16 protein-coding genes are annotated in these 23,854 nt (G+C 66.0%); 14 read left to right on the forward strand and 2 right to left on the reverse strand.

Going from position 1 to position 23,854, the window contains the following annotated elements; all coding sequences use genetic code 11:
- Positions 1–16: 16 nt before the first annotated feature.
- From ABQ137_RS14140 to ABQ137_RS14150, 3 genes are all read left to right on the forward strand, one after another.
- A complete protein-coding gene (locus tag ABQ137_RS14140; protein WP_349782917.1) occupies positions 17–2,386 on the forward strand; it encodes a S9 family peptidase in 2,370 nt (789 codons plus the stop codon).
- Positions 2,387–2,991: 605 nt separating this feature from the next.
- Positions 2,992–5,889: a TonB-dependent receptor gene (locus ABQ137_RS14145; protein ID WP_349782919.1), complete on the forward strand. Its 2,898-nt coding sequence runs from the start codon at positions 2,992–2,994 to the stop codon at positions 5,887–5,889.
- A 148-nt stretch (positions 5,890–6,037) separates the two neighbouring features.
- Entirely contained in the window at positions 6,038–8,413 is a 2,376-nt protein-coding gene (locus ABQ137_RS14150) for a beta-L-arabinofuranosidase domain-containing protein (RefSeq protein ID WP_349782921.1), read from the forward strand.
- 155 nt (positions 8,414–8,568) lie between these two features.
- Here the strand turns inward: ABQ137_RS14150 and htpG are convergent, their stop codons facing one another.
- On the reverse strand, positions 8,569–10,473 hold the full coding sequence (gene htpG, locus ABQ137_RS14155; RefSeq protein WP_349782923.1) for a molecular chaperone HtpG: 1,905 nt from the start codon (positions 10,471–10,473) through the stop codon (positions 8,569–8,571).
- 171 nt (positions 10,474–10,644) lie between these two features.
- On the opposite strand from htpG, the gene rsmD reads away from it, so the two are divergent.
- From rsmD to ABQ137_RS14190, 7 genes are all read left to right on the forward strand, one after another.
- Positions 10,645–11,334, forward strand: a complete 690-nt coding sequence (rsmD, locus tag ABQ137_RS14160) for a 16S rRNA (guanine(966)-N(2))-methyltransferase RsmD (protein WP_349782925.1) — start codon at positions 10,645–10,647, stop codon at positions 11,332–11,334.
- On the forward strand, positions 11,331–11,837 hold the full coding sequence (gene coaD / locus ABQ137_RS14165; protein WP_016903280.1) for a pantetheine-phosphate adenylyltransferase: 507 nt from the start codon (positions 11,331–11,333) through the stop codon (positions 11,835–11,837). Before rsmD ends, coaD begins: the two co-directional genes overlap by 4 nt.
- Before the next feature lie 47 nt (positions 11,838–11,884).
- Complete coding sequence (locus tag ABQ137_RS14170) at positions 11,885–12,382, forward strand: hypothetical protein (RefSeq protein ID WP_039516474.1); 498 nt, start codon at positions 11,885–11,887, stop codon at positions 12,380–12,382.
- Between the two features lie 58 nt (positions 12,383–12,440).
- Entirely contained in the window at positions 12,441–12,623 is a 183-nt protein-coding gene (locus ABQ137_RS14175) for a hypothetical protein (RefSeq protein WP_349782927.1), read from the forward strand.
- Positions 12,614–12,898 (forward strand): YfhL family 4Fe-4S dicluster ferredoxin, encoded by a 285-nt coding sequence (locus ABQ137_RS14180; protein WP_003489796.1) that lies wholly within the window; start codon positions 12,614–12,616, stop codon positions 12,896–12,898. The genes ABQ137_RS14175 and ABQ137_RS14180 overlap by 10 nt, the downstream gene beginning before the upstream one ends.
- Complete coding sequence (gene ggt / locus ABQ137_RS14185) at positions 12,895–14,673, forward strand: gamma-glutamyltransferase (RefSeq protein ID WP_184456192.1); 1,779 nt, start codon at positions 12,895–12,897, stop codon at positions 14,671–14,673. The genes ABQ137_RS14180 and ggt overlap by 4 nt, the downstream gene beginning before the upstream one ends.
- A 242-nt stretch (positions 14,674–14,915) precedes the next feature.
- Positions 14,916–16,673, forward strand: a complete 1,758-nt coding sequence (locus ABQ137_RS14190; RefSeq protein ID WP_349782930.1) for a glycoside hydrolase family 9 protein — start codon at positions 14,916–14,918, stop codon at positions 16,671–16,673.
- 305 nt (positions 16,674–16,978) lie between these two features.
- Here ABQ137_RS14190 and upp read toward each other — a convergent pair whose 3' ends face one another.
- Positions 16,979–17,611, reverse strand: a complete 633-nt coding sequence (gene upp, locus ABQ137_RS14195; protein WP_024940024.1) for a uracil phosphoribosyltransferase — start codon at positions 17,609–17,611, stop codon at positions 16,979–16,981.
- 151 nt (positions 17,612–17,762) lie between these two features.
- On the opposite strand from upp, the gene ABQ137_RS14200 reads away from it, so the two are divergent.
- The 4 genes from ABQ137_RS14200 to ABQ137_RS14215 all read left to right on the forward strand — a co-directional run bounded on the left by ABQ137_RS14200 (position 17,763) and on the right by ABQ137_RS14215 (position 23,773).
- Positions 17,763–20,324, forward strand: a complete 2,562-nt coding sequence (locus ABQ137_RS14200) for a TonB-dependent receptor (RefSeq protein ID WP_349782932.1) — start codon at positions 17,763–17,765, stop codon at positions 20,322–20,324.
- Positions 20,321–21,457 (forward strand): phytase, encoded by a 1,137-nt coding sequence (locus ABQ137_RS14205; protein ID WP_349782935.1) that lies wholly within the window; start codon positions 20,321–20,323, stop codon positions 21,455–21,457. The genes ABQ137_RS14200 and ABQ137_RS14205 overlap by 4 nt, the downstream gene beginning before the upstream one ends.
- Positions 21,454–22,833, forward strand: a complete 1,380-nt coding sequence (locus ABQ137_RS14210) for a purple acid phosphatase family protein (RefSeq protein WP_349782937.1) — start codon at positions 21,454–21,456, stop codon at positions 22,831–22,833. The genes ABQ137_RS14205 and ABQ137_RS14210 overlap by 4 nt, the downstream gene beginning before the upstream one ends.
- Before the next feature lie 232 nt (positions 22,834–23,065).
- Positions 23,066–23,773 (forward strand): glycosyltransferase family 32 protein, encoded by a 708-nt coding sequence (locus ABQ137_RS14215; protein WP_024940028.1) that lies wholly within the window; start codon positions 23,066–23,068, stop codon positions 23,771–23,773.
- Positions 23,774–23,854: the final 81 nt, after the last annotated feature.

Here is a 23,854-nt window from a genome sequence, read left to right on the forward strand (position 1 = left end):
CTCCGCGGATAAACGCATGAAGCCACTGCTGTATCACACCCAGACCTCCAGGCGGCGTAGCGTCGCAGCATGGTGCCTGAGCATCGCACTCTGGACGCTCTCGGCAAGCGCAGCGGCTGCATCCGTTGCACCCGTAGCAACCACGCCCGTGCCCACGCCCACACCGGCGCAGTATGTGCAGGCGATCGGTCTGGCCGATCGCTATGCGTCGCTGGTCGACAGGCAACCGACGGCGCCGGTATGGATCGATGCAGGGCATTTCGTGTATCGGCGTGGCGTGGTACGTGCCGATCAGGCGCCGGCCATCGAGTACCGCCTGGTGGATGCGGCCAGCGGTCGCAACACGCTGGCCTTCGATCATGCGCGGCTGGCGGCGGCACTGACGCAGGCCGGTGCGCAAGCCATCGACGCCACGCAACTGCAGCTGGAGGAACCCACCCTGGACCGGCAGCGCCTGGGCTTTCAGCTGGCGAAGCTGGGCTGGCAGTGCGATCTGGCCCGCTATCGCTGCGCGCACGTGCCCGAACGCGACGTGCAGGCCGAGTCGATGGACATGCGCCTGCCGCTCAAGCAGGGCGAGCGGCAGGCCAAGCTATCGCCGGATGGCCGCTGGCGCGCCTGGGTGGAGCAGGCCAATCTGGTGATCGCGCCGGTCGATGGTGGCGAGCGCAGCGTGCTCAGCCGCGATGGCAGTGCCGATGATTACTACGCACTCGACAGCGTGGTGTGGTCGCCGGACTCGCAGCATCTGGCTGCGTATCGGGTCAAGGCACCGCCGCCACGCATGGTCTATTACATCGAGTCGGCGCCGGCCGATCAGCTGCAGCCGAAGTTGCACCAGCAGGTCTATCCCAAGCCCGGCGATGCCTTGCCGGTGATGCAGCCGGTGCTGTTCGACATCGCCACGCGCGCCGCGCATCCGGTGGCGATGACGCTGCTGCCCAATGCCTTCAGCTTGAGCGAGATGGTCTGGTGGAAGGACAGCCGCGGGCTCACCTTCGAATACAACGCGCGCGGGCACCAGCTGTATCGGGTCATCGAAGTGGACGCACGCACGGCTGACGCGCGCACCCTGATCGAAGAGACCTCGCCCACCTTCATCGAATACTCCGAACTCAGCGGAACGCACGAGGACGGCGGCAAGCATGCGCGGCGTGATCTGGCCGACGGCGCGCAGATCCTGTGGGCCTCCGAGCGCGATGGCTGGGAGCACGTGTATCTGTACGACGGCCACAGCGGTACGGTGATCCGCCAGGTCACGCAGGGCGACTGGGTGGTGCGCAAGCTCGACTACCTCGACGAGGGCGCAGGCCAGCTGTATTTCACCGCCTCCGGCATGCAACCCGGCGAGGACCCGTATTACCGCCATGCCTATCGCATCGGTCTGGACGGCACCGGGCTCACTGCATTGACGCCGGCGGCCGCCGATCACCAGGTGAGTTATTCGCCGGACGGCAAATGGTATCTGGACCTGTACTCGCGCGTGGACCTGGGCCCGGTGCTGGAGCTGCGGCGCAGCGCCGACGGCAGCCTGGCACGCACGGTAGAGCGCACCGACCTGAGCCGTCTGCAGGCCGCCGGCTGGCAGCCACCGTTGCCGTTCCACACCACCGGCCGCGATGGCAAGACCGAGATCTGGGGCGTGATCCAGCGCCCCATGCAGATGCAGCCACAGCAGCGTCATCGCGTGATCGAATACATCTACGCCGGCCCGCAGGGGTCCTTCGTGCCCAAGACGTTCACCACCCGCATGTCAGCGCTGACCGCACTGGGATTTGCGGTCGCGCAGATCGATGGCATGGGCACCAACAATCGCTCGCGCGCCTTCCACGATGTGGCCTGGCGCAACCTCAAGGATGCGGGCCTGCCGGATCGCATCGCCTGGCACAAGGCCGCTGCCGCACAGTACCCGTGGTACGCCATCGACGGCGGCGTCGGTGTCTACGGTACCTCGGCCGGTGGCCAGAACGCATTGGGTGCGCTGCTGTTCCATCCGGAATTCTATGTGGCAGGCGTGGCCAATTCCGGTTGCCACGACAACCGCATGGACAAGATCTGGTGGAACGAGCAATGGATGGGCTGGCCGGTCGGGCCGTGGTACGCCGAATCGTCGAACGTGGAAAACGCCGCGCGTCTGCAAGGACACCTGCTGCTGGTCACCGGCGACATGGACATGAATGTCGATCCGGCCAGCACCTTGCAGGTGGCCGATCGGCTGATCAAGGCAGGCAAGGATTTCGACCTGCTGGTGGTGCCCGGCGGCGATCATGGCGCCGGTGGCGAGTACGGCAAGCGCCGCCTGCTGGATTTTTTCCTGCGCTGGATGCAGCAGGCGCCAACGCCGGACTGGAACCACGACCAGCCTGCGACGACGCAGGCGCCGTGATTCCGTAAGGGCAGGTCTGCCGGCCGACCGTTTGACTGCAGTGGCTAGACCACAGCCGCTGAAACAGGGCGGGCAGTGCAGTGCATGCTGATTGCCGCCACCGCGCTGCTGCATGCATGCGCAGTGCTCGATTTCTAGATCGACTGTCATCTTTTAGATCGACTGTCATCGCACATGGTTGCAGGCGATACATCGCCTCGGGTGTCCCGTCCATCGCCTTACGCGTGGTGTCCAGCTGCAGACGTTGCTGCAGAGTGCAACGTCAAGGCAGGCTGGTTCATTTGCGAACCATGCAGTTTTCCGCACGCGCTGTCGCCAAATGCGACAAGACGTAGCGCGTGCGCACAGGCACATTGTGACCAGCTGATGAAACTGGAGCGCATGGGCGCCTCCGGTGCGGAACCAACACCCTTTTTGACAACACGCGCTGCTGCGTGACCCTGCGTGGTCATGCGCGTCGCAGGTTGTCTGCATGTCTGCAGCACAGCGCTGGCGAGAAGTTTCGCTGCGTGCGCGTCTGCCATCCATCTTGCCCTGCGCTGGTGTCCGCCGGCACGGGTGTGTGTTGCCCATCGTTTGTCTGCCATACGAATCAGGAGCCTTGCATGCCGATGCCGCTGTTGCCTTTCTCCCGGACCTCCGGCACGCCCACGCGCCCGGTGCCGAGCATGCTCAGCACCGCATTGCTGCTGGCGCTGTCTGCAGGCGTCAGCGCACCGGTGTCTGCGCAGCAGGCCGGCGGCAGTAGTGACGCGCCGCAAACGCTGGACAGCGTGGTCGTCACCGGCTCGCGTCTGCGCCGCGTGGATACCGAAACCGCCAACCCGGTGGTCACGGTCAGCCAGGAACAGATCGCCGCGACCGGCAAGGCCACGGTCGGCGATCTGCTGCAGGAGCTGCCATCGATCGCCGGCAACGCCACCAATCCGTATACCAACAACGGCGGCGGCACCGGTGCGTCGGCCATTTCGCTGCGTGGTCTGGGCGACAAGCGCACCTTGGTGCTGGTCAACGGTATTCGTCTGGCCTACAACGACGTCAACGCGATTCCGTCCAGTATGATCGAGCGCATCGAAGTGCTCAGCGACGGTGCCTCCGCGGTGTATGGCTCCGACGCTATCGGTGGCGTGGTCAATTTCATCCTGCGCAGCCAGTTCGACGGTGTGCAGTTCAGCAGCGACTTCGGCACCAGCAGCGAAGGCGACGGCAACCGGCGCAACTTCACCCTGACCACCGGCAAGACCTGGGAGCGTGGCAGCCTGATCGGCGGCCTGTCGTACCACAACATCGATCCGGTCTCGGCAGCGGCGCGCGACTATTCCAAGGACGCGCTTGCGTTGACCAACGGGCAACCGGTGAAGCAGGGTTCGTCCGCAACGCCCACCGGCACCGTGAATTTCAACGATGGCTCGGATCAGTCCACGCAGCTTGCGCAAGCCAACGGCTGCGGGCGTGTCACCCTCAACAGCGGCGTGAGCGGTCGCGCCGGCCCGGGCGATTTCCACTGTTACAACGCCAGCGCCGACTCCTACAACTACCAGCCGTTCAACCTGTTGCAGACCCCGCAGAAGCGCACCAATGCGTTTTTGCTGGGCACCTATCGCTTCACTGACAACGTCGAGGGCTACGTCAACACCTGGTTCAGTAAAACCGAATCCGCCTCGATCATTGCGCCGATCCCGATCTTCGCCAACGGCGACAACATCCTGGTGTCGTCGCAGAGTTACTACAACCCGTTCGGCGTGAACTTCGGCACCGATCGCAGCACCGGCACCTCGTACAACGACCTCAACACGCGCGCCACCGTGCTGGGCAATCGCAGCTATCAATACAACACCTACAACTTCCAGATCAGCCCCGGTTTGCGCGGCCGCTTCGGCGACAGTTCCTGGCAGTGGGATGCCACCTTCAACTACGGCAAGGTCAAACAGAAGTCGATCAACAACGGCTTTCTGGACTATGCCGCGTTCAATCAGGCCATTGGCCCCTCGTTCCTGGACAGCGATGGCGTGGTCAAGTGCGGCAGCGCGGGCGCGGCGATCGCCGGCTGCACACCGCTGAACTTCTTCAACCTCAATGACAGCGCCAACCTGTCCGCGCTGCAGGGCATGGTGGTCAACCCCATCGTGACCAGCGTCTACACGGTCAAGCAATTCGAGGCCAATGCCAACGGTTCGCTGTTCGAACTGCCGGCCGGCACGGTCAGCCTGGCGACCGGCGTCTCCTATCGCAAGGAGCGTTCGACCACCGCCTCCGACCCGCTATGGACCGGCGATGAAGACGGCCTGTGCGGGGTGATCGAATTCTGTTCGTCCACCCTGGCCGGCAGTTTCGACGTGAAGGAGGCCTATGCCGAAGCGCTGTTTCCGCTGCTGAAGGACCTGCCCGGCATCAACGCCTTGAACGTCACGCTGGGCACGCGCTTTTCCGACTTCAGCTCGGTCGGCAGCAAGACCAACAGCAAGGTGTCGCTGGAATATCGCCCGATCGAGAACCTGCTGATCCGCGGCACGGTGTCGGAGGTGTTCCGCGCGCCCAACATCAATGAGCTGTACGCCGGCGTGGCCGGCGATGCGGCCACCGTCAACGACCCGTGCAATGGCTACACGGGTGGCAATAGCGTGGCCTGCGCCAATGTGCCCACCGATGGCAGCTACCAGCAATCCGATGGCCAGGTGTCGGGCAAGGTGTCCGGCGCAGCAGTGGCCGGGTACCAGCTCAAGCCGGAAACCGGCAAGTCCTACGACGTGGGACTGGTGTACGACCCGCAGTGGATCGATGGGCTGTCGCTGAGCGCGGACTGGTGGCGCATCGATCTGGAAGACACCATCACCACGGTGTCGGCGCAGACCGTGCTCAATCAATGCTTCGCCAACCCGGCCAGCTCCTTTTGCGCGTTGATCCATCGCAACGGCAACGGCACCATCAATTACATTGCCGAACCCACCGTCAACCTGGGCAAGCTGTGGGCCAAGGGCATGGACTTCAACCTGACCTACCGCGCGCCGCCCACCGCATGGGGCAATCTCAGCGCCGGGCTCAACGGCACCTATCTCACCCGTTACGACGTGCTGCCCGATACCACCGACCCCAGCTCGGTCACCATCCACAACGTCGGCCGCTACACCCAGGCCTACGGCAACTTTCCGCGCTGGCGTGCGCTGGGCACGGTGAACTGGGCATTGGACGACTGGAGCGCCACCTGGCGCATCCGTTATGTGGGGCACACCGCCATCGGCAATTCGGATCCGGACCAGAGCCTGTCGGCCGATTCCAGCGAGCCGATGGTGGTGCGCAAGATCGGCGCCTACGTCTACAACAACCTGCAGCTCGGCTACAACGTCGAACCGTGGCACACGCGCTTCGAAGTGGGCGTGGACAATATCGCCAACAAACAGCCGCCGTTGTATTACTCCAACAACGTCGGTAACGCCAATACCGATGTGGCCACCTACGATCTGCTCGGTCGGTTCTATTGGGCGCGTGCCACGGTGAAGTTCTGATCGGGCCGGTGTGTCGCGGTGGCGTGCGGCCAGATGCCATCGGTCGTGGGCGTCATGCGTATGCACGCGCGTGTTGTCGCGATTGCATAGGCGGTTGTTGCAACGGCGCGCGCGGTCTGTGCGCGCCGACAGGAGCTAAGCTGAGCCCATGACCGAGACGTATCCGATCGAGTTGCCCAACGACCACGCGCCTAGTCTGTCGCGGCGCCGTTTTCTGGCCTGGAGCAGCCTGGCGGTTGCGGCGGGTTTCCTGCGCTTTCCGGCGCAGGCCAGCGCCGCACAACCCGGCAGCGTCCGCGCAGTGCCGCTGGCGCAGGTGCGGCTCACGCCGTCGTTGTTCCTGGACGCGCTGCACACCAACCGTCGTTACCTGATGCGGCTGGAGCCGGACCGGCTGTTGCACAACTTCATGCTGTACGCCGGCCTCGATCCCAAGGCGCCTGCATACGGCGGCTGGGAGGCGGACACCATCGCCGGGCATACGCTCGGTCACTATCTCAGCGCATTGGCACTGATGCATGCGCAGACCGGCGATGCGCAATGCCGCACGCGCGCCGGGTACCTGGTCGCAGAGCTGGCACGCTGCCAGGCGCACGCAGGCGATGGCTATGTGGCTGGCTTCACCCGAAAGAATGCAGCAGGGAAGATCGAAAGCGGCCGCGCGGTGTTCGATGAGCTCAGGCGCGGCAAGATCGACCCGGCGCCGTTCTACCTCAACGGCAGCTGGGCACCGCTCTACACTTGGCACAAGTTGTTTGCCGGCCTGCTCGACGTGCATGCGCACTGCGACAATGCACAGGCGCTGCAGGTGGCGGTAAGCCTGGCCGGTTATCTGCAGGGCATCTTCGCGGCGCTGGACGATGCGCAGCTGCAGAAGGTGCTGTCCTGCGAATTCGGTGGCCTCAACGAGTCCTTCGTCGAGCTGCATGTGCGGACCGGCGATGCGCAATGGCTGGCACTGGCGCAGCGCCTGCACCATCACGCCGTGCTGGATCCGCTTATCGCCCAACGCGACGAGCTGGTGCACCAGCATTCCAATACCAATATTCCCAAGCTGATCGGCCTGGCACGCGAGTACGAGGTCACCGGCGATGCCGCGTCGGGCGCGGCCGCGCGCTTCTTCTGGCACACCGTCACCGACCACCATACCTACGTGATCGGCGGCAACGGTGACCGCGAGTATTTCCAGCAGCCGGACAGCATTTCGAAGTTTGTCACCGAGCAGACCTGCGAGCACTGCGCCAGCTACAACATGCTCAAGCTCACCCGGCATCTGTACCAGTGGGGCCCGCAGGCCGAGTTCTTCGATTACTACGAGCGCACGCTGCTCAACCACGTGATGGCGCAGCAGCATCCGCGCACCGGCATGTTCACCTACATGACACCGATGCTGGCCGGCGAAGCGCGCGCCTGGTCGTCCCCGTTCGACGATTTCTGGTGCTGCGTCGGCAGCGGCATGGAAGCGCATGCCCAGTTCGGCGATTCCATTTACTGGCAGGACGGGCAGGGCGTCTACGTCAATCTGTATGTGCCCTCCAGCGTGCGCGATGCTGCCGGGCTGGACATGACCCTGCGCAGCACGATGCCGGAGCAGGGCAGCGCCTCGCTACGCATCGACGCCGCGCCGGCCGAGCAACGCACGCTCGCACTGCGCGTGCCCGGTTGGGCGCAGTCGCCGAGGCTGCAGCTCAATGGCCAACCGGTCGATGCCACCGTCAACGAGGGCTACCTGCGCGTCGCCCGCGTCTGGCGCGCCGGCGACACGCTCACGCTGTCGTTCGAGATGCCGCTGCGCCTGGAAGCCACGCCGGACGACCCGGCCTGGGTCTCGGTGCTGCGCGGGCCGCTGGTCTTGGCTGCTGACCTAGGCGATGCGGCAAAGCCCTGGTCGGGCAAGACCCTGGCGTTGATCGGCGGCGATGAGGTCTTGCAGCGCCTGCAGCCGGTGGCGGGCCAGACCGCATTCGACTACCGCCACGGCGACCAGCTGTGGCGCTTCTCGCCGTTCTACGCGCAGTTCGATCGCCGCAGCGCGCCCTATCTGGAGCATCGCGACGCCGCTGCATGGCAGCAGCATCAAGCCGAGCAGGCCGCAGCAGACGCGAAACAACAGGCGCTGGACACGCGCGCACTGGACCGCATTGCCCTGGGCGATGAAGCCTCTGAAAAAGCCCACGGCCTGCACAGCGAAAGCTCCTACGCACTGAGCTACCGCCGCCGCGCCGGTCGTGACGCCCGCACCGGCGGCTTCATCGCCTTCACCCTGCGCAACACCGCGAAGGCCCGCATCCTGCGCCTACGCTACTGGGGCGACGAAACCCGCCGCCGCTTCCGCATCCTCGCCGACGGCGAACTCATCGCCAACGAACGCCTGGACGGCAACCGCGGCCTGGACTTCGTCGACGTGGATTACGCCTTGCCTGCAGCGGTCGCCGGCCGCGCCATCCTGCAGATCCGTATTGAACCGGAAACTGGCTATTCGGCCGGACCGGCATTCGGATGCTGGGTGTTGGAGTCGGCGTGAATGCTGTCGCAGTAGATCGTCGATGACGTTGCCCGCGCCCTGATCGTAGCGCGCACGATGCGCGCAGGCACCGGGCGTGCCCGACAGAAGAGAGACGCAAAAAAAAGACCGGCGCATGCGCCGGTCTTGGTGTGTCACCAAAGGTGTCGCAAGGCTTACGCCGACAACTCCAACAACAACTTATTCAACCGCTTCACATACCCGGCCGGGTCCTTGAGGCTGTCACCCGCTGCCAATGCAGCCTGGTCGAACAGCACGCGGCTCAAATCGCCAAACCTGTCCATATCCTGTTCCGCATCCAGCTTTTCGATCAGCGGGTGGGCCGGGTTGAATTCGAATACCGGCTTGGACTCCGGCACGGCCTGGCCGCTGGCTTCCAGCAGCTGACGCATCTGCAGGCCCAGGTCGCCCTGGCCGATGGCCAGGATTGCCGGGGAATCGGTCAGGCGGTGCGAGACGCGCACTTCGGCCACGTCGTCGCCCAGGGCGGCCTTGATGCGCGAGGCCAGGCCTTCCTTGGATTTGGCGACTTCTTCCTGTGCCTTCTTGTCTTCTTCCGAATCCAGCTTGCCCAGGTCCAGGTCGCCGCGTGCCACGTCCACGAACGACTTGCCGTCGAACTCGGTGAGATAGCTCATCAGCCACTCGTCGATGCGGTCGGTGAGCAGCAGCACTTCGATGCCCTTCTTGCGGAAGACTTCCAGGTGCGGGCTGTCCTTGATCTGCGCGTAGCTTTCGCCGGTGAGGTAGTACAGCTTGTCCTGGCCCTCGGCCAGACGACCCACGTAATCGGCCAGGCCCACGCTCTGCGCGCCGGTGGTGTCATGCGTGGAGGAGAAGCGCAGCAGGCCGGCGATCTTTTCGCGGTTGGCATAATCCTCGGCCGGGCCTTCCTTCAGCGCCTGGCCGAAGTTGCGCCAGAACGTTGCATAGTCGTCCGGCTTGTCCTTGGCCAGCTTCTCCAGCATGTCCAGCGAGCGCTTGGTCAGCGCCGACTTCATCGAGTCGACCACCGGGCCGGACTGCAGGATCTCGCGCGACACATTGAGCGACAGGTCGGACGAATCCACCACGCCCTTGATGAAACGCAGGTACAGCGGCAGGAACTGCTCGGCCTGGTCCATGATGAAAACGCGCTGCACGTACAGCTTCAGGCCCTTGGCCGAATCGCGGTGATACAGGTCGAACGGCGCGCGGCCGGGCACGAACAGCAGCGAGGTGTATTCCAGCTTGCCTTCGACCTTGTTGTGGCTCCACGCCAGCGGGTTGCCGGCATCGTGCGCGACGTGCTTGTAGAACTCCTGGTATTCCTCGTCCTTGATCTCGGACTTGGGCCGCGTCCACAGCGCGCTGGCGCGGTTGACCGCTTCCCACTCCGGCTCGACGGGCGCGTCGGCCTGTTCGCCGTGGTGCTCCTTGCGCATCTCGATCGGCAGGCCGATGTGGTCGGAGTATTTCTTGAGGATGCCGCGCAGCGTCCAGCCGTCGGCAAAGCTGTCTTCGCCGTCCTTCAGGTGCAGCACGATGCGGGTGCCGCGCTCGGGCTTGTCGACGCTGGCGACCTCGAACTCGCCTTCGCCACGCGAGGACCAGTGCACGCCCTCGTTGGCGGGCAGGCCGGCGCGACGCGAGTACACGTCGACCTGGTCGGCGACAATGAAGGCACTGTAGAAACCCACGCCGAACTGGCCGATCAGGTTGGCGTCCTTCTTCTGATCGCCGCTGAGGTGCTTGAGGAAGTCGGCGGTGCCGGACTTGGCGATGGTGCCCAGGTGCGAGACCGCATCCTCGCGGCTCATGCCGATGCCGTTGTCGTCGATGGTGACGGTGCGCGCGTCCTTGTCGTAGTCCACGCGGATGCGCAGCTCGCCGCCGCCTTCCAGCAGCTCCGGCTTCACCAGTGCCTCGAAACGCAGCTTGTCGGCGGCGTCGGCGGCATTGGAGACCAGCTCGCGCAGGAAGATTTCCTTGTTCGAGTACAACGAGTGGATCATCAGCTGCAGCAGCTGCTTGACCTCGGTCTGGAAGCCAAGCGTCTGCTTGTCGGTATCAACGGTCATTGGGGTCGTGCTCCATGGTGGCCCAGGCCGCAACGCGGCCGATGGCCTGGGGGATGAGGCCGCGTGGGGATTTTTCAAGGCGGGCGTGCGCCAGATGGCCTGCGTCCATGGCGATCGGGGAGGGTGGTTGCGGCGATCGCGGCGGTATCATGGCCGGCCAACCCGTCTGCCTTGAGTCATGTCGCCATTTGCACTGCCGCCGTCCTGCACCCGTTCGCCCGCACCCGGCGTGTGGCGATGAGCCGCCCCGCACGGCCGGCGCCACGCGGCGCGGAAGGGCAGGTGCGCATCGTCGGCGGGCGCTGGCGCAACACCAAGCTGGCGGTGCCGGACCTGCCCGGCCTGCGCCCGAGCAGTGACCGCGTCCGCGAGACGGTGTTCAACTGGCTGATGCCGCGCCTGCCCGGTGCGCGCGTGCTGGACCTGTTTGCCGGGTCGGGCGCGCTGGGCCTGGAGGCGGTGTCGCGCGGCGCCGCGCACGCGACCCTGATCGAACGCGACCCTGGCCTGGTGCAGCGCTTGCGCCAGCACGTGACCAGGCTGGATGCGGCCGATCAGGTGCAGGTGCTGCAGGAGGATGCGCTGCGCTGGCTGGAGCGTGCGCCGGTGGCGCAGGCCAGCATCGCCTTCGTCGACCCGCCGTTTGCCGCCGGGCTGTGGCCCAGCGTGCTGGAACGCCTGCCCGCGCACCTGAGCGCCGACGCCTGGCTGTACCTGGAAGGCCCGGCCGAGGTCCCGCCGCAGGTGCCGGCCGGCTGGCATCTGCACCGCGAAGGCGCCACCCAGCAGGTGCGCTATGCGCTGTACCGCCGGGCCGCTGCTACACTGAACGGCGATCCGACCCCGGTAGTTTCCGTATGAGCGTGGCCAATAGCCGCACCGCCGTCTATCCCGGTACCTTCGACCCGATCACCAACGGGCATATCGATCTGGTGAACCGCGCCGCGCCGTTGTTCGAGCGCGTGGTGGTCGGCGTGGCCTACAGCCCCTCCAAGGGTCCGGCCCTGCCGCTGGAGCGCCGCGTGGAGCTGGCCCAGGAAGCACTGGCCGCGCATGCCAATGTGGAAGTGCGCGGCTTCGACACGCTGCTGGCCCACTTCGTGCGCGACATGGGCGCCGGGGTGCTGTTGCGCGGCCTGCGCGCGGTGTCCGACTTCGAATACGAATTCCAGATGGCCAGCATGAACCGCCATCTGATCCCGGAGGTGGAGACGCTGTTCCTCACCCCGGCCGAGCAGTACAGCTTCATCTCGTCCTCGCTGGTGCGCGAAATCGCGCGGCTGGGCGGGGACGTGTCCGGTTTCGTTCCGGCTTCGGTCGTCGAAGCCTTGCGGCAGGTGCGCGAGTCCCGCGCGCAGGCCTGATTCTCTAGCAGTCACATCACCACATGCTTTTCAAAGGGAGGAGTTTCATGAAACACACAATGCGCGCGCTGGTGCTCGCTTCGGTCGCTGCTCTGGCCGTCACCGCCTGCAAGAAGGAAGAGCCGGCACCGACCGCCGCCGCCGCTCCGGCTGCGCTGACCGCGCCGGCCAAGGACGACAACGCCGGCTGGAAGAAGTACCTGCAGGAAGTGGTCGGCCAGAACCTGGGCACCACCACCAACAGCCCGTTCCTGTATTACTTGCCGCCGGAGTCCGATGCCGAGTTCGCCGGCAGCTACGAGCGTCAGCTGGAAAGCGTCAAGACCGCACTCGCGCGCGGCGTGCAGCCGGGCAACATGCTGGCCTTCGGTTCGTCCGCCTCGACCAAGATGGCCGACCTGATCGACGCCGCGTTCAAGGACGTGCCGGCCGATTCGATGAAGGGCGTGCGCGTGCTGTTCATCGGCAATGCGGCTGAGAATGCGCGGGTGCAAGGCATCGTCCAGCCCAAGGGCGTGGAATACACCTTCGTTGAAGCCAAGTAATGCCGTACCAGGCCGGAGGCGCGGGAGGGCGCGTCCGGCCGCCGTGCGGGATCGCAGCATGCTGCTGATCCCGCACGCCGTCGGCGCCGGTCCGCTCGGACCGGTTGCCGGCCACACGCGTGGCGTTGTCCGTGCATCGCGCCACGCCCCGTGCGTCTGCTTCCGGCAGTACGTTGCGTTCCAGCGCCTGGCGTTGCATCGCGCCGCGCCGCATCGCATGGTGGTGCCGATATGTCGCTGAAGATCAACGAGCTCTGCGTCAACTGCGATGTCTGCGAGCCGGCGTGCCCGAACCAGGCCATCTCGATGGGTGAAACCATCTACGTGATCGACCCGGCACGTTGCACCGAGTGCGTGGGCCATTTCGACGAAGCGCAATGCGTGGTGGTGTGCCCGGTCGAATGCATCGACCCGGATCCGGCGATACCGGAAACCCACGATCAACTGCTCGCCAAGCTCATGCAGCTGCAGCGCGACCACCCCGAACTGTACGAACAGGAGCCTCCCGCCCCGTGAGCATCTTTTCCCGACGTTTCTCTTCGCGCGGCCTGTTGCTGCTGGCCCTGGTGCTGGCACCGCCGGCCTGGGCTGCCGATGGCGCCAAGCCTGCAGCAGCCACGACCTCGCCGGTGGCGGGGCACCCGCCCGGTGCGGCGATTGCCAGCGGTCATGCGTTGGCCACCGACGCCGGCCTGCAGATCCTGCGCGAGGGCGGCAATGCGTTCGATGCGGCGATCGCGGTGTCGTCCACGCTGGCGGTGGTCGAGCCAATCAGCTCGGGGCTGGGTGGCGGCGGCTTCTTCCTGCTGCACGATGCCAAGACCGGCAAGGACGTGATGCTGGACGCGCGTGAGACCGCGCCCGAGTCGGCCAGCGAGGCGCAGTTCCTCGACAAGCAGGGCGCGCTGGACCGCGACCGCTCGGTCAACGGCCCCTGGTCGGCCGGTATTCCCGGGCTGCCGGCAGCACTGGTGGAGCTGGCCACCAAGCACGGCCGGCTGCCGCTGAAGCAGTCGCTGGCGCCGTCGATCCGCATCGCCAGCGAAGGCTTCCCGGTGTATGCGCGCATGGCCAAGGGCTATGCCTCGCGGCGCGAGGTGATGGAGCGTTATCCCGGCACGCGTGAGGTATATCTGCGCGGCGGCAAGCCGATTGCCGAAGGCGACATCTTCAAGCAGCCCGAGCTGGCGCATACCCTGCAGCTGCTCGGTGAGAAGGGCTTCGATGGTTTCTACAAGGGCGAAACTGCCAAGAAACTGCTGGCCGGCGTCAAGCAGGCCGGCGGGCAGTGGAAGGCCGCCGAGCTGTCCGGGTACCGGGTCAAGCAGCGCACGCCGATCCAGTTCGATTACCGCGGCTGGAAGATCACCACCGCGCCGCCGCCGTCCTCCGGCGGGATCGCACTTGCCGCCATGCTGCAGATCCTCGAAGGCTGGGAACTGGACACGCTCGACGATGCGCACCGTACCCATCTGGTGGTGGAAGCGATGCGCCGCGCCTACCGCGACCGCACCTTCTTCCTGGGCGACCCGGATTTTGTCGCCGTGCCGCAGCGCGTGCTGACCAGCAAGGATTATGCGCAAGGCCTGCGCGCCACGATCAACCCTGACAAGGCCACGCCCAGCGACCTGCTGTCGGGCAACCCGACCCCGCTGGAAGACGACGAGACCACGCACTTTTCCATCATCGATGGCGAAGGCAACCGCGTCGGCGCCACCCAGACCGTCAACCTGCTGTACGGCTCGGGCCTGATCCCCAAGGGCACCGGCGTGCTGCTCAACGACGAGATGGACGACTTCGCGCTCAAGCCGGGCACGCCCAATGCCTTCGGCGTGATGGGCTACGCGGCCAACGCGCCCAAGCCGGGCAAGCGCATGCTCAGCTCGATGACGCCGACCTTCATGGAATCGGCCGACAAGGTCGCGGTGATCGGCACGCCGGGTGGCAGCCGCATCATCACCATGGTGCTGCTCGGCATCCTGGGCTACGACGCCGGCCTGGACGCGCAGCAGGTCAGCGCCTTGCCGCGCTATCACCACCAGTGGCTGCCGGACGTGATCGAGGCCGAGAGCAATGCGTTCTCGCCACAGACCGCCAAGGCGCTGCAGGCGATGGGCCACGCGCTCAAGCTGCCGGGCGATACCGCCGAGGGCGGCCGCGGTTCCAGCCACGTCTGGGGCAACCTGCAGACGGTGGAATGGGACAAGCGCAGCAACGTGCTCACCGGCGGGAGCGACCCGCGCAACCCGGTGGGCAAGGCGCAGGTGCAGCTGGAGGCTGCGGCGCGCTGATCGCTGAGTGATCGAGATATGCCTGTCCTCGTCGGCGAGGGCAGGCATGGTCGGAAGGCAGCGGGTGTTGTCCCATTGCATGTTCCGCGCCGTGCCATGGCATGGCCTGCGCGATGCTGCGGTTGGCCGCAGGTGCTCGCCTCCATCGATGCAGGCACGCGGCCGCAGCGATGCATTTCCACGCGGTTGCCTATGCCTGGATTGGACTTGTCGCCCTGCGCCAATGCAGCGACCATCGTGGCATGAACATTTTCCAGACTCTGCTCACCGGCATGGTGATCGCATCGCCCATCGCCGCTTGCGCGGCCGATACCACCGGCGACCAGGCCGCAGCGGCAACGGGCGCTGCCATCCACGTCAATCAGCTCGGCTATCTGCCGGGTTCGGCCAAGCTTGCGGTGCTCGGATTGCCGCAAGGCGCGGCGCCCACCGCGGACCGTTTCACGGTCGAGGATGCGCAGGGCCGCCAGGTGCTGGAGGGCAGGCTGCAGGCCGCCGCGCTGTGGACGCCGGCCGGCCAGCAGGCGCGGGTGGCGGATTTTTCCAGCCTGCGCGCGCCGGGTACCTACCGGTTGAAGATCGACGGGCAGCCGGTGTCCGAACCGTTCCCGATCGCGGCCGGCGCGTATCGGCCCGTGCTCGACGCATCGCTGAAGGCGTTCTATTTCAATCGCGCCAGTACTGCGCTGCCGGCGCAGTTCGCCGGGCCATATGCGCGTGCGGCCGGGCATCCGGATACGCAGGTGCGCATCCACCCTTCGGCGGCATCGGCCACGCGCCCGGCCGACAGCGTGATCAGTGCGCCCAAGGGCTGGTACGACGCCGGCGACTACAACAAGTACATCGTCAATTCCGGCATCAGCACCTACACCTTGCTGGCCGCCTATGAGCAATACCCGGCGCTGTTCAAGGCGCAGGCCTTGACCATCCCTGACGATGCGCCCGGCGTGCCCGGCATCCTGCAAGAGACCTGGTGGAATCTGGAATGGATGCTGGCCATGCAGGACCCGGCCGATGGCGGCGTGTACCACAAGCTCACCGACAAGCAGTTCGACGGACTGGTGATGCCGGCGCAGGCCACGCAACAACGCTACGTGGTGATGAAGGCCACCGCCGCCACGCTGGATTTCGCCGCAGTGATGGCGGCAGCCAGCCGCGTCTATGCGCCGTTCGACAAGCAGTATCCGGGCGCATCGGCGCGCATGTTGAACGCCGCGCGCAGTGCCTGGGCGTGGGCGCAGCAACACCCGGATGTGATCTATCGCCAGCCCGACGACGTACGCACCGGCGGCTATGACGATGCGAAGGTGGACGACGAATTCGCCTGGGCTGCGGCCGAGCTGTACGTGAGCACGCGTGAGGACGGCTTCTACGACGCAATGATTGCGCGCAACGTACCGGCGAGCGTGCCGGGCTGGAGCAACGTGGGCGGCCTGGCCTGGATGTCGCTGGCCGAACATCGCGACCGGCTCACCCCGCATGCCGATCGCGCACGCATCACGGGTGAGATCAGTGGCCTGGCGCAGCGTCTTGCCGATGAGTGGCAGGCCTCGCCCTGGCGTCTGGCGATGACCGACACCGACTTCGTGTGGGGCAGCAATGCGGTGGTGCTCAACCGCGCGATGATGTTGATGCAGGGCTATCGGCTGACCCGGCAGCGGCCGTATCTGGATGCCGCGCAGTCGCAGCTGGATTACATCCTGGGGCGCAATCCGTTGGGCCTGTCGTTCGTCACCGGCGTCGGGCTGCGCAGCCCGATGCATATCCACCATCGCCCCTCCGAGGCCGACGGCATCGACGCCCCGGTGCCGGGCTGGCTGGCCGGCGGTCCGCAACCGGGCCAGCAGGACGCCAAGGACTGCAAGGTGGCGTATCCCTCCAGGCTGCCGGCGCTGTCGTATCTGGACAACACCTGCAGTTATGCCAGCAACGAGGTGGCCATCAACTGGAACGCGCCGCTGGTGTATGTGAGTGCGGCGATCCAGGCGTCGACGCAGTAGGGCGTGCGTTTTTCAATGCGATGCCCGATGCCGCCGCCGTTCCTTCTCCCACCGGGAGAAGGTGGCGCGTAGCGCCGGATGAGGGTGCGCCTCAGGGGAGCTACCAATGCCGGCAATGACAAACGCGTCGTCACGCGCCGTCAGAAGTGACTCACCGACTGCTTCGCTCGACGGACCTTCACCCCAACCCCCACTGCGCGCCCCGGCCCGCGCTTGCGGCGCGGGCGCTTCAAGGCACGCGCGCCAATGGCGCGCAAGCGGTGTCTTCTCGCCCCGCAGGCAGAGGGGCTTCAAGCCACCGCAGCTCACTCCACCCGCGTCCCGAAGATCCGGTCGCCTGCATCGCCCAGGCCGGGCAGGATGTAGCCCTTGTCGTTGAGGTGGTCGTCGATCGCGGCAGTGTAGACCTCTACATCCGGATGCACGGCTTCCAGTGCCTTGAGGCCTTCCGGTGCGGCGACCAGGAAGATGCCCTTGATCCGCCGCGCGCCGGCGCGCTTGAGCATGTCGATGGTGGCGATCAGCGTGCCGCCGGTGGCCAGCATTGGGTCAAGGATCAGTGCATCGCGCTCTTCCAGGCGGCCGGTGAGGCGTTCGAAGTAGGGCACCGGCTGCAGGGTTTCTTCGTCGCGCTGCAGGCCGACCACGCTCACGCGCGCGGCCGGGATCAGCGCCAGCACGCCGGGCAGCATGCCCAACCCGGCGCGCAGGATCGGCACCAGGGTGATTTTTGCGCCGGCTATCCGCTGCACGGTCACCGGGCCGGCCCAGCCGGGTTGCACGTGCGATTCGGTGTCCAGATTGGCGGTGGCCTCGTAGGCCAGCAGGGTGCCCAGCTCGGTGACCAGTTCGCGGAAGCCCTTGGTGCTCAAGGCGGCATCGCGCAGCAGACCGATCTTGTGCTGGACGAGGGGGTGACGCACTTCGACGATTTTCATGGGCAGCGACAGGCGGGAGAGACCCACAGTGTGCCGCAGCCAGCGGCAGCGTCGCCACACATTGCGCGTGATCGCGCTTGCATATGTCATGTCAGTGAAACGTCGTAGACATAGTGTGCCCACCCATTCTTAACCGATTGGGGAAGCACCCGTGTTGAACAAGACTCCGCTGTGCCTGGCGATCACGCTGACGTTGGCGGCGGCCGCGTGGAGCCCGCTTGCGCAGGCGGCCGAGGGTGCGGCAGCTGCCACCGGTGCATCCGGCACGGCGGCCATCGATCTGGAGCGCCTGGAAGTGCGCCCGCAAGTGGAATCGCAGGTGCGCGCAGTCGATCTCAAGCGTGGCTCCGATGCGATCCAGGATGCGGTGGCCTCCGATGCGATGGGCCGTTACCCCGACAAGAATGTTGCAGAATCCTTGCAGCGCCTGCCCGGCGTCAGCGTCACCCGCGATCAGGGCGAGGGCCGCTTCGTGGTGATCCGCGGCCTGGATTCGGCGCTCAACAGCGTCACCATCGACGGCATGACCATGGGCACGCCGGAAGACGGCACGCGCTCGGCGCCGCTGGACGTGATTCCGTCCGACTCCACCGAACGCCTGAAGGTGGTCAAGTCGCCGACCCCGGACATGCCGGGCGATTCCATCGGCGGTGCGATCCAGGTCGAGTCCACTTCCGCGTTCGATCGCGATGGCCGCACGCTGCGCGGCTCGATCGAAGGCAGCCACCAGTCGCTGTCGGGCAAGACCAGCCCCAAGGGCGCGTTCAACTACAGCGATATCTTCGACGGCACCTTCGGCGTCGCAGTGGGCGTGAACTACCAGGACCGCGAATTCGAATCCGACAATACCGAGGTGGCCTACGACAGCTTCGACGGCGGTGCGGCCGACGATCTGTTCGCCGGCGAGGTGCAGCGCCGCAAGTACTTCATCGAGCGCACCCGCATGGGCGCCAACCTCAATCTGGACTGGCGCCCGGACGCGGACAACCGCTATTACCTGCGCACGCTGTACAGCCGCTTCGACGATGCCGAAACGCGCCAGCGCACCATCTTCGGCCTGGCCGATGGGCAGGTCAGCGCCAATGGCGATGGCACCTATGAGGTGGCCGACCTGCCGGCCGATTCCATCTCCAAGCGCGTGCGCTATCGCACCAAGAAGGAGGACACCATGGCCTTGAGCGTGGGCGGTGAAAACCGTCTGAGCGCGGCCACGGTGGATTACAAGCTGGGCTACACCAAGACCACCGAGCGCGTGAACGACGAGATGGAAGCGCGCTTCAACTATGACGGCGACGACCTGTCGGCCACGGTCGACCAGAACAGCGGCATTCCGCGCCTTGGCTTTTCCGACAACGGCTGGCAGAGCAACGACGATTTCGTGTTCGACCGCTTCGTGCTTGCGCCCAAGCGGGTGGACGACAGCGAGCGCAGCGCGCAGATCAACGTGCGCTTCGACGGCGAGCATTCCAGCCTGAAGATGGGTGTGCTCGGCCGCTGGCGCGAGCGCGATGTCAATGTGGATGAAAGCGAGCTGCGTCGCGGGCCGGCGATTGATCTGAGCGACTGGACCACCGCCGCGCCGGAACACCGCGGCGGCACCTTGGGCGAAAGCATCGGCTCGGACGGCATGCGCCGTTACTGGAACACCTCCGGCAATCTGTACAGTGCGCGCCCGCAGGATGTCGGCGGCAATCTGCAGACCTCGCTGCAGGACGATTACAAGGCCACCGAAGACGTGTTCGCCACCTATGTGATGGGCACCTGGGACATCGGCGCACTGCGCGCGATTGCCGGTGTGCGCGTGGAAAACACCCAGTTCGACGCCACCGGCAACCAGGTCGACGTGGCCGAGAACGGCCGTACCGCCACGGTGACGCCGCGCGAAGCCTCCAGCAGCTACACCAACGTGCTGCCCGGCCTGCATCTGCGCTACGACACCGGCAACGACTGGGTGCTGCGGTTTGCCGCCAACAAGACCTTGTCGCGTCCTGCGTTCGGCGATGTCTCCCCGCGCGTGAGCATCAATCGTGGCGACAACGAGGTGAACGTCGGCAACCCCGATCTCGATCCGTATCGCTCCACCAACCTGGACCTGTCGTTCGAAAAATACATCGGCAGCACCGGCCTGATCTCGCTGGGCGTGTTCAACAAGTCGATCGACGACTACATCGTGCAGACCATCAGCACCAACGATGCCGAGTTCCCCGACCTGCAGGTCACGCGCTCGATCAACGGCGACACCGCCAAGGTGCGCGGCGCCGAATTCAACTGGCAGCAGGCGCTGGACTTCCTGCCCGAAGGCTGGAACGGCCTGCTGGTCGGCGCCAGCGCCACCGTGCTGGACAGCGACTTCGATCCCGGCCTGAGCGATCGCGCCGGCGAGGACTTCACCTTGCCGCGCTCGTCCAAGCGCATCTACAGCGGCCACCTGGGCTACGAAAAATACGGCTTCAGTGCGCGGGTTGCGGCGGTGTACCGCAGTGAGTACCTGGACACCATCGGCGAAAGCCGCGCGTACGATATCTATGTCGCCCCGCATACCCAGCTGGATTTCAGCATGAACTACCAATTCAACAGCCACGTCAGCCTGTATCTGGAAGCACAGAACCTGCTGGACGAACCGCTGGAACTGTACCAGGGCGTGCCCTCGCGCACGCTGCAGAACGAAGAATACGGCCGCACCTATGCGCTCGGCCTGAAGGTGGCACTGTGATCGCAACGCGCACGCGGCTCCACACAACGTTACTCCACACCACGCTGCTCGCCAGCGCGCTGGCGCTGACCGCCTGCGCCAGCGCACCGGCCGACCGCGAAGCCGACGAGGCATTGCTGAAAGACCCCTTGCTCAGCGAGGCCAAGGTGGCGCACCAGGTGGTGCCGGAGGCCTTCATCACCGCGCTGACCCCGGCCGACAATCTGGATTCGCCGGCCAGCTGGAGTGCGCCCGATGGCAGCCGCTGGTTGATCGCCACCGCCAAGGCCACGCATGCGCTGGTGGTGTTCGATGGCGATAGCGGCAAGCGCCTGCGCGTGGTCGGCGGCAAGGGCAAGGCGCTGGGCAAGCTGGATCGCCCGAACGGGATTTCGGTGGTCGACGATCTGGTGTTCGTGGTCGAGCGCGACAACCGCCGCGTGCAGGTGTTCTCGCTGCCCGACTTCAAGCCGCTGACCAGCTTCGGCCAGGACGAATTGCGCGAACCCTACGGCCTGTGGGTGCGCAAGCACGACGGCGGCTACGAGGTGGTGGTCAGCGACAACTACATGTCGCCGGCCAACAAGGATGTGCCGCCGCCGGTGGCCGAACTCGGTCAACGCTTTCGGCGCTATCAATTGAGCGCTGCGGGGCAGGGCTGGCAGGCGCGCTTGACCCAGAGCTTCGGCGATACCAGCGACGCGGGCGCGATCCGGATCGCCGAGTCGGTGTTCGGCGACGAAGCGCATGCGCGCCTGATGATTGCCGAAGAAGACGTCGCCGTGGGCACGCAGTTGCGCGAATACGGCATGGACGGACGCTACCGCGGCCGCAATGTCGGCAGCGGCCTGTTCAAGGCGCAGGCCGAAGGCATGACGCTGTTCGCATGCAAGGACGGTAGTGGCTACTGGATCGCCACCGATCAGTTCAAGGACCGCAGCGTGTTCCAGGTATTCGATCGCCAGAGCCTGGCGCATGTCGGTGCCTTCGCTGGCCGGGTGACCGCCAATACCGACGGCGTGTGGCTGGATCAACGCGGCGATGCGCGCTTTCCGGGCGGGGTGTTCTACGCACTGCATGACGACCAGGCGGTGGCGGCATTCGACTGGCGCGATATCGCACGCACGCTGCGCCTGAAAGAGTGCGCGCCATGAGCGCTGCACGTGCGGCGCTGTCTGCAGCGCTGTTGCTGGTGGCGATGGCAGGCACGCGGGCGTTTGCCGCCGAGCGCGCCGCCGAACCGAATACCCAGGTGCCGGCGGGTTCCACCCACTATGTTGCCGATGGCTTCCCGGACCGCATCGTCGCCACGCCCGCGCAGGCGGCGGCGACCGGTTTCGCAGTGGCCTGGCGTACCGATGCCAGCGTCGACCAGCCGTGGCTGGAACTGGTGGTTGCCGGCGACTCGCCCGACGTGGGTACGCCGCGCCGCATCCGTGCCAGCACCGCCACGCTGGCCAGCGAAAACGGCAGCTCGCACCACCACCGCGCCGACATCGACGGGCTGAAGCCGGACACGCTGTACGCCTACCGCGTGCAGGGCAACCGTACCTGGGGTGCGTGGAATCATTTCCGCACCGCCGCCAGCCCCGACACACCGCTGACGCTGCTGTACTTCGGCGACACCCAGAACAAGAACCTCAGCCTGGTCTCGCGGGTGATCCGCCAGGCCTGGCGCAGCGCACCGGACGCGCGGCTGGCCCTGTTTGCCGGCGACCTGGTCAGCGGCAAGGACGGCCAGGACGACAACGAGTGGGCTGAGTGGTTCGAAGCCGGGCGCTGGTTGCTGGAAGGCACCGCAGTGGCACCGGCGCCGGGCAATCACGAATATCACGAAGAGGGCGAGGACACCCCGCAGGCCACGCGCACGCTCGGCAACCACTGGCCGGTGACCTTCGCCCTGCCGCGCAACGGGCCGTCCGCCACCGCGCGCACCAGCTACTGGTTCGACTATCAGGGCGTACGCATCGCCGTGCTGGACGGCACCTCGGTGCTGGATCTGGGCACCGGCCCGGCACAGGCGCAGTGGCTGGACACGGTGCTGGCCGACAACCCGCATCCGTGGTCGATCGTGCTGATCCACCAGCCGTTCTTTTCCCCGCGCGCCGATCGCGAGAACCAGAAGCTGGTCGAGCAGGTGCTGCCGGTGATCCGCCGCCACAAGGTCGATCTGGTGCTGCAGGGCCACGACCACACCTACGGCCGGCGCGGCGATGACGCAGGGCAGGCGACGCCGGTGCTCGTGGTCTCGGTGGCCGGGCCCAAGCAGTACCGGCTCTCGGACATGGCGCGCAAGACCATGCGTCCGGTCGGCGAAGACACCCAGCTCTATCAGGTGCTTCGCATCGACAACCAGAAGTTGCGTTACGAGTCGCGCACCGCCACCGGACGTCTCTACGATGCGTTCGAGCTGGAGCGCGGCAGCGATGGCGGCAAGCGGCTGGTGGAGCAGGAAGCCGGGCGCATCGCACCGCGCGATTGCCCGCGCAGCGCAACCCTGAAGGGACGCGCAGACCGGTGCTGGGAGTGAGGCACAGGACAGCAGCTGCGAGACCCGCCGTACCGGATGACGAGGCTGTGAGCGAACTTCGGTTCTGGATTGATGACGCGAATCGGCGGCAGGCGTAACCATTTAAAATTGTGAATTACGTCACACTAATAATGGGACTACTGTTGCGGCTAACCGGAGCTCCATCCGGGTAGCCGGCTTCGGTGCGGTGCTTCGATGGAGGTCTGGTTCCCCCCAGCCCCGAGAAGCCCCCATGATCCCCCACGTGTTCCATCTCACTGCGCCGACCAAGCACCTGCTCTGGGAAGAGCGCAAGATCCGGGCCCGCCTGCAGCGGCTGCTGCCGGGCTGGACCTGCCATGTCTGGGACGACGCCGACAACTCCGCACTGATGCGGCGCGCGTTCCCGGAATTCGCCGACCGCTACGAGGCGATACGCTTCGGCGTGATGAAGGCCGACATCGCCCGCTGCGCCTATATGCACAGCTACGGTGGGTTCTATTTCGACACCGACTACAAGCTGCTGCGCACGCTCGGCGCGGACGTACTGGCACAGCAATGCGTGCTGCCGATCGAAGAGGGCGCGCCCGGCAACGAGCAGTTCAAGATCGGCAATGCCGTGTTCGGCTCGGAGGCAGGGCATCCGTTCTGGCGCGCCTTCATCGAGCACATCTTCACCACGCATGCGCCCGAGATGCTGGAAGACCACCGGCAGATTCCGATGATCTCCGGCCCGCGCGGCTTGACGCGTTTCTACAACGCGCACGCCGGCGAGTTTGCCGGCATCGTGTTCCCGGCGCGCGATGCGTTCCATCCGGATCGCACCTGGTTCGGGCTCGGTCACCGTGGCGGCACCGTCGCGGTGGGCTCGCACCTGTGCTGGGCGTCCTGGCGCGGCAAGTCGCCACGCCGGGCCGTGACCAATTACCTGCGCCGCAAGCTGAGCGCCGTGCCGATCTGACCGGGCCGGGCAGCACATCGCCGCGCGCGACGGCAAGGGCGCGCGGTGAGCTTCGGGGCGGCCGCGCACCTGTCCGAGGCG

The sequence above is a fragment of the Xanthomonas sp. WHRI 8393 genome (genome assembly GCF_040203315.1).
In the GTDB taxonomy this organism is placed as follows: domain Bacteria; phylum Pseudomonadota; class Gammaproteobacteria; order Xanthomonadales; family Xanthomonadaceae; genus Xanthomonas; species Xanthomonas arboricola.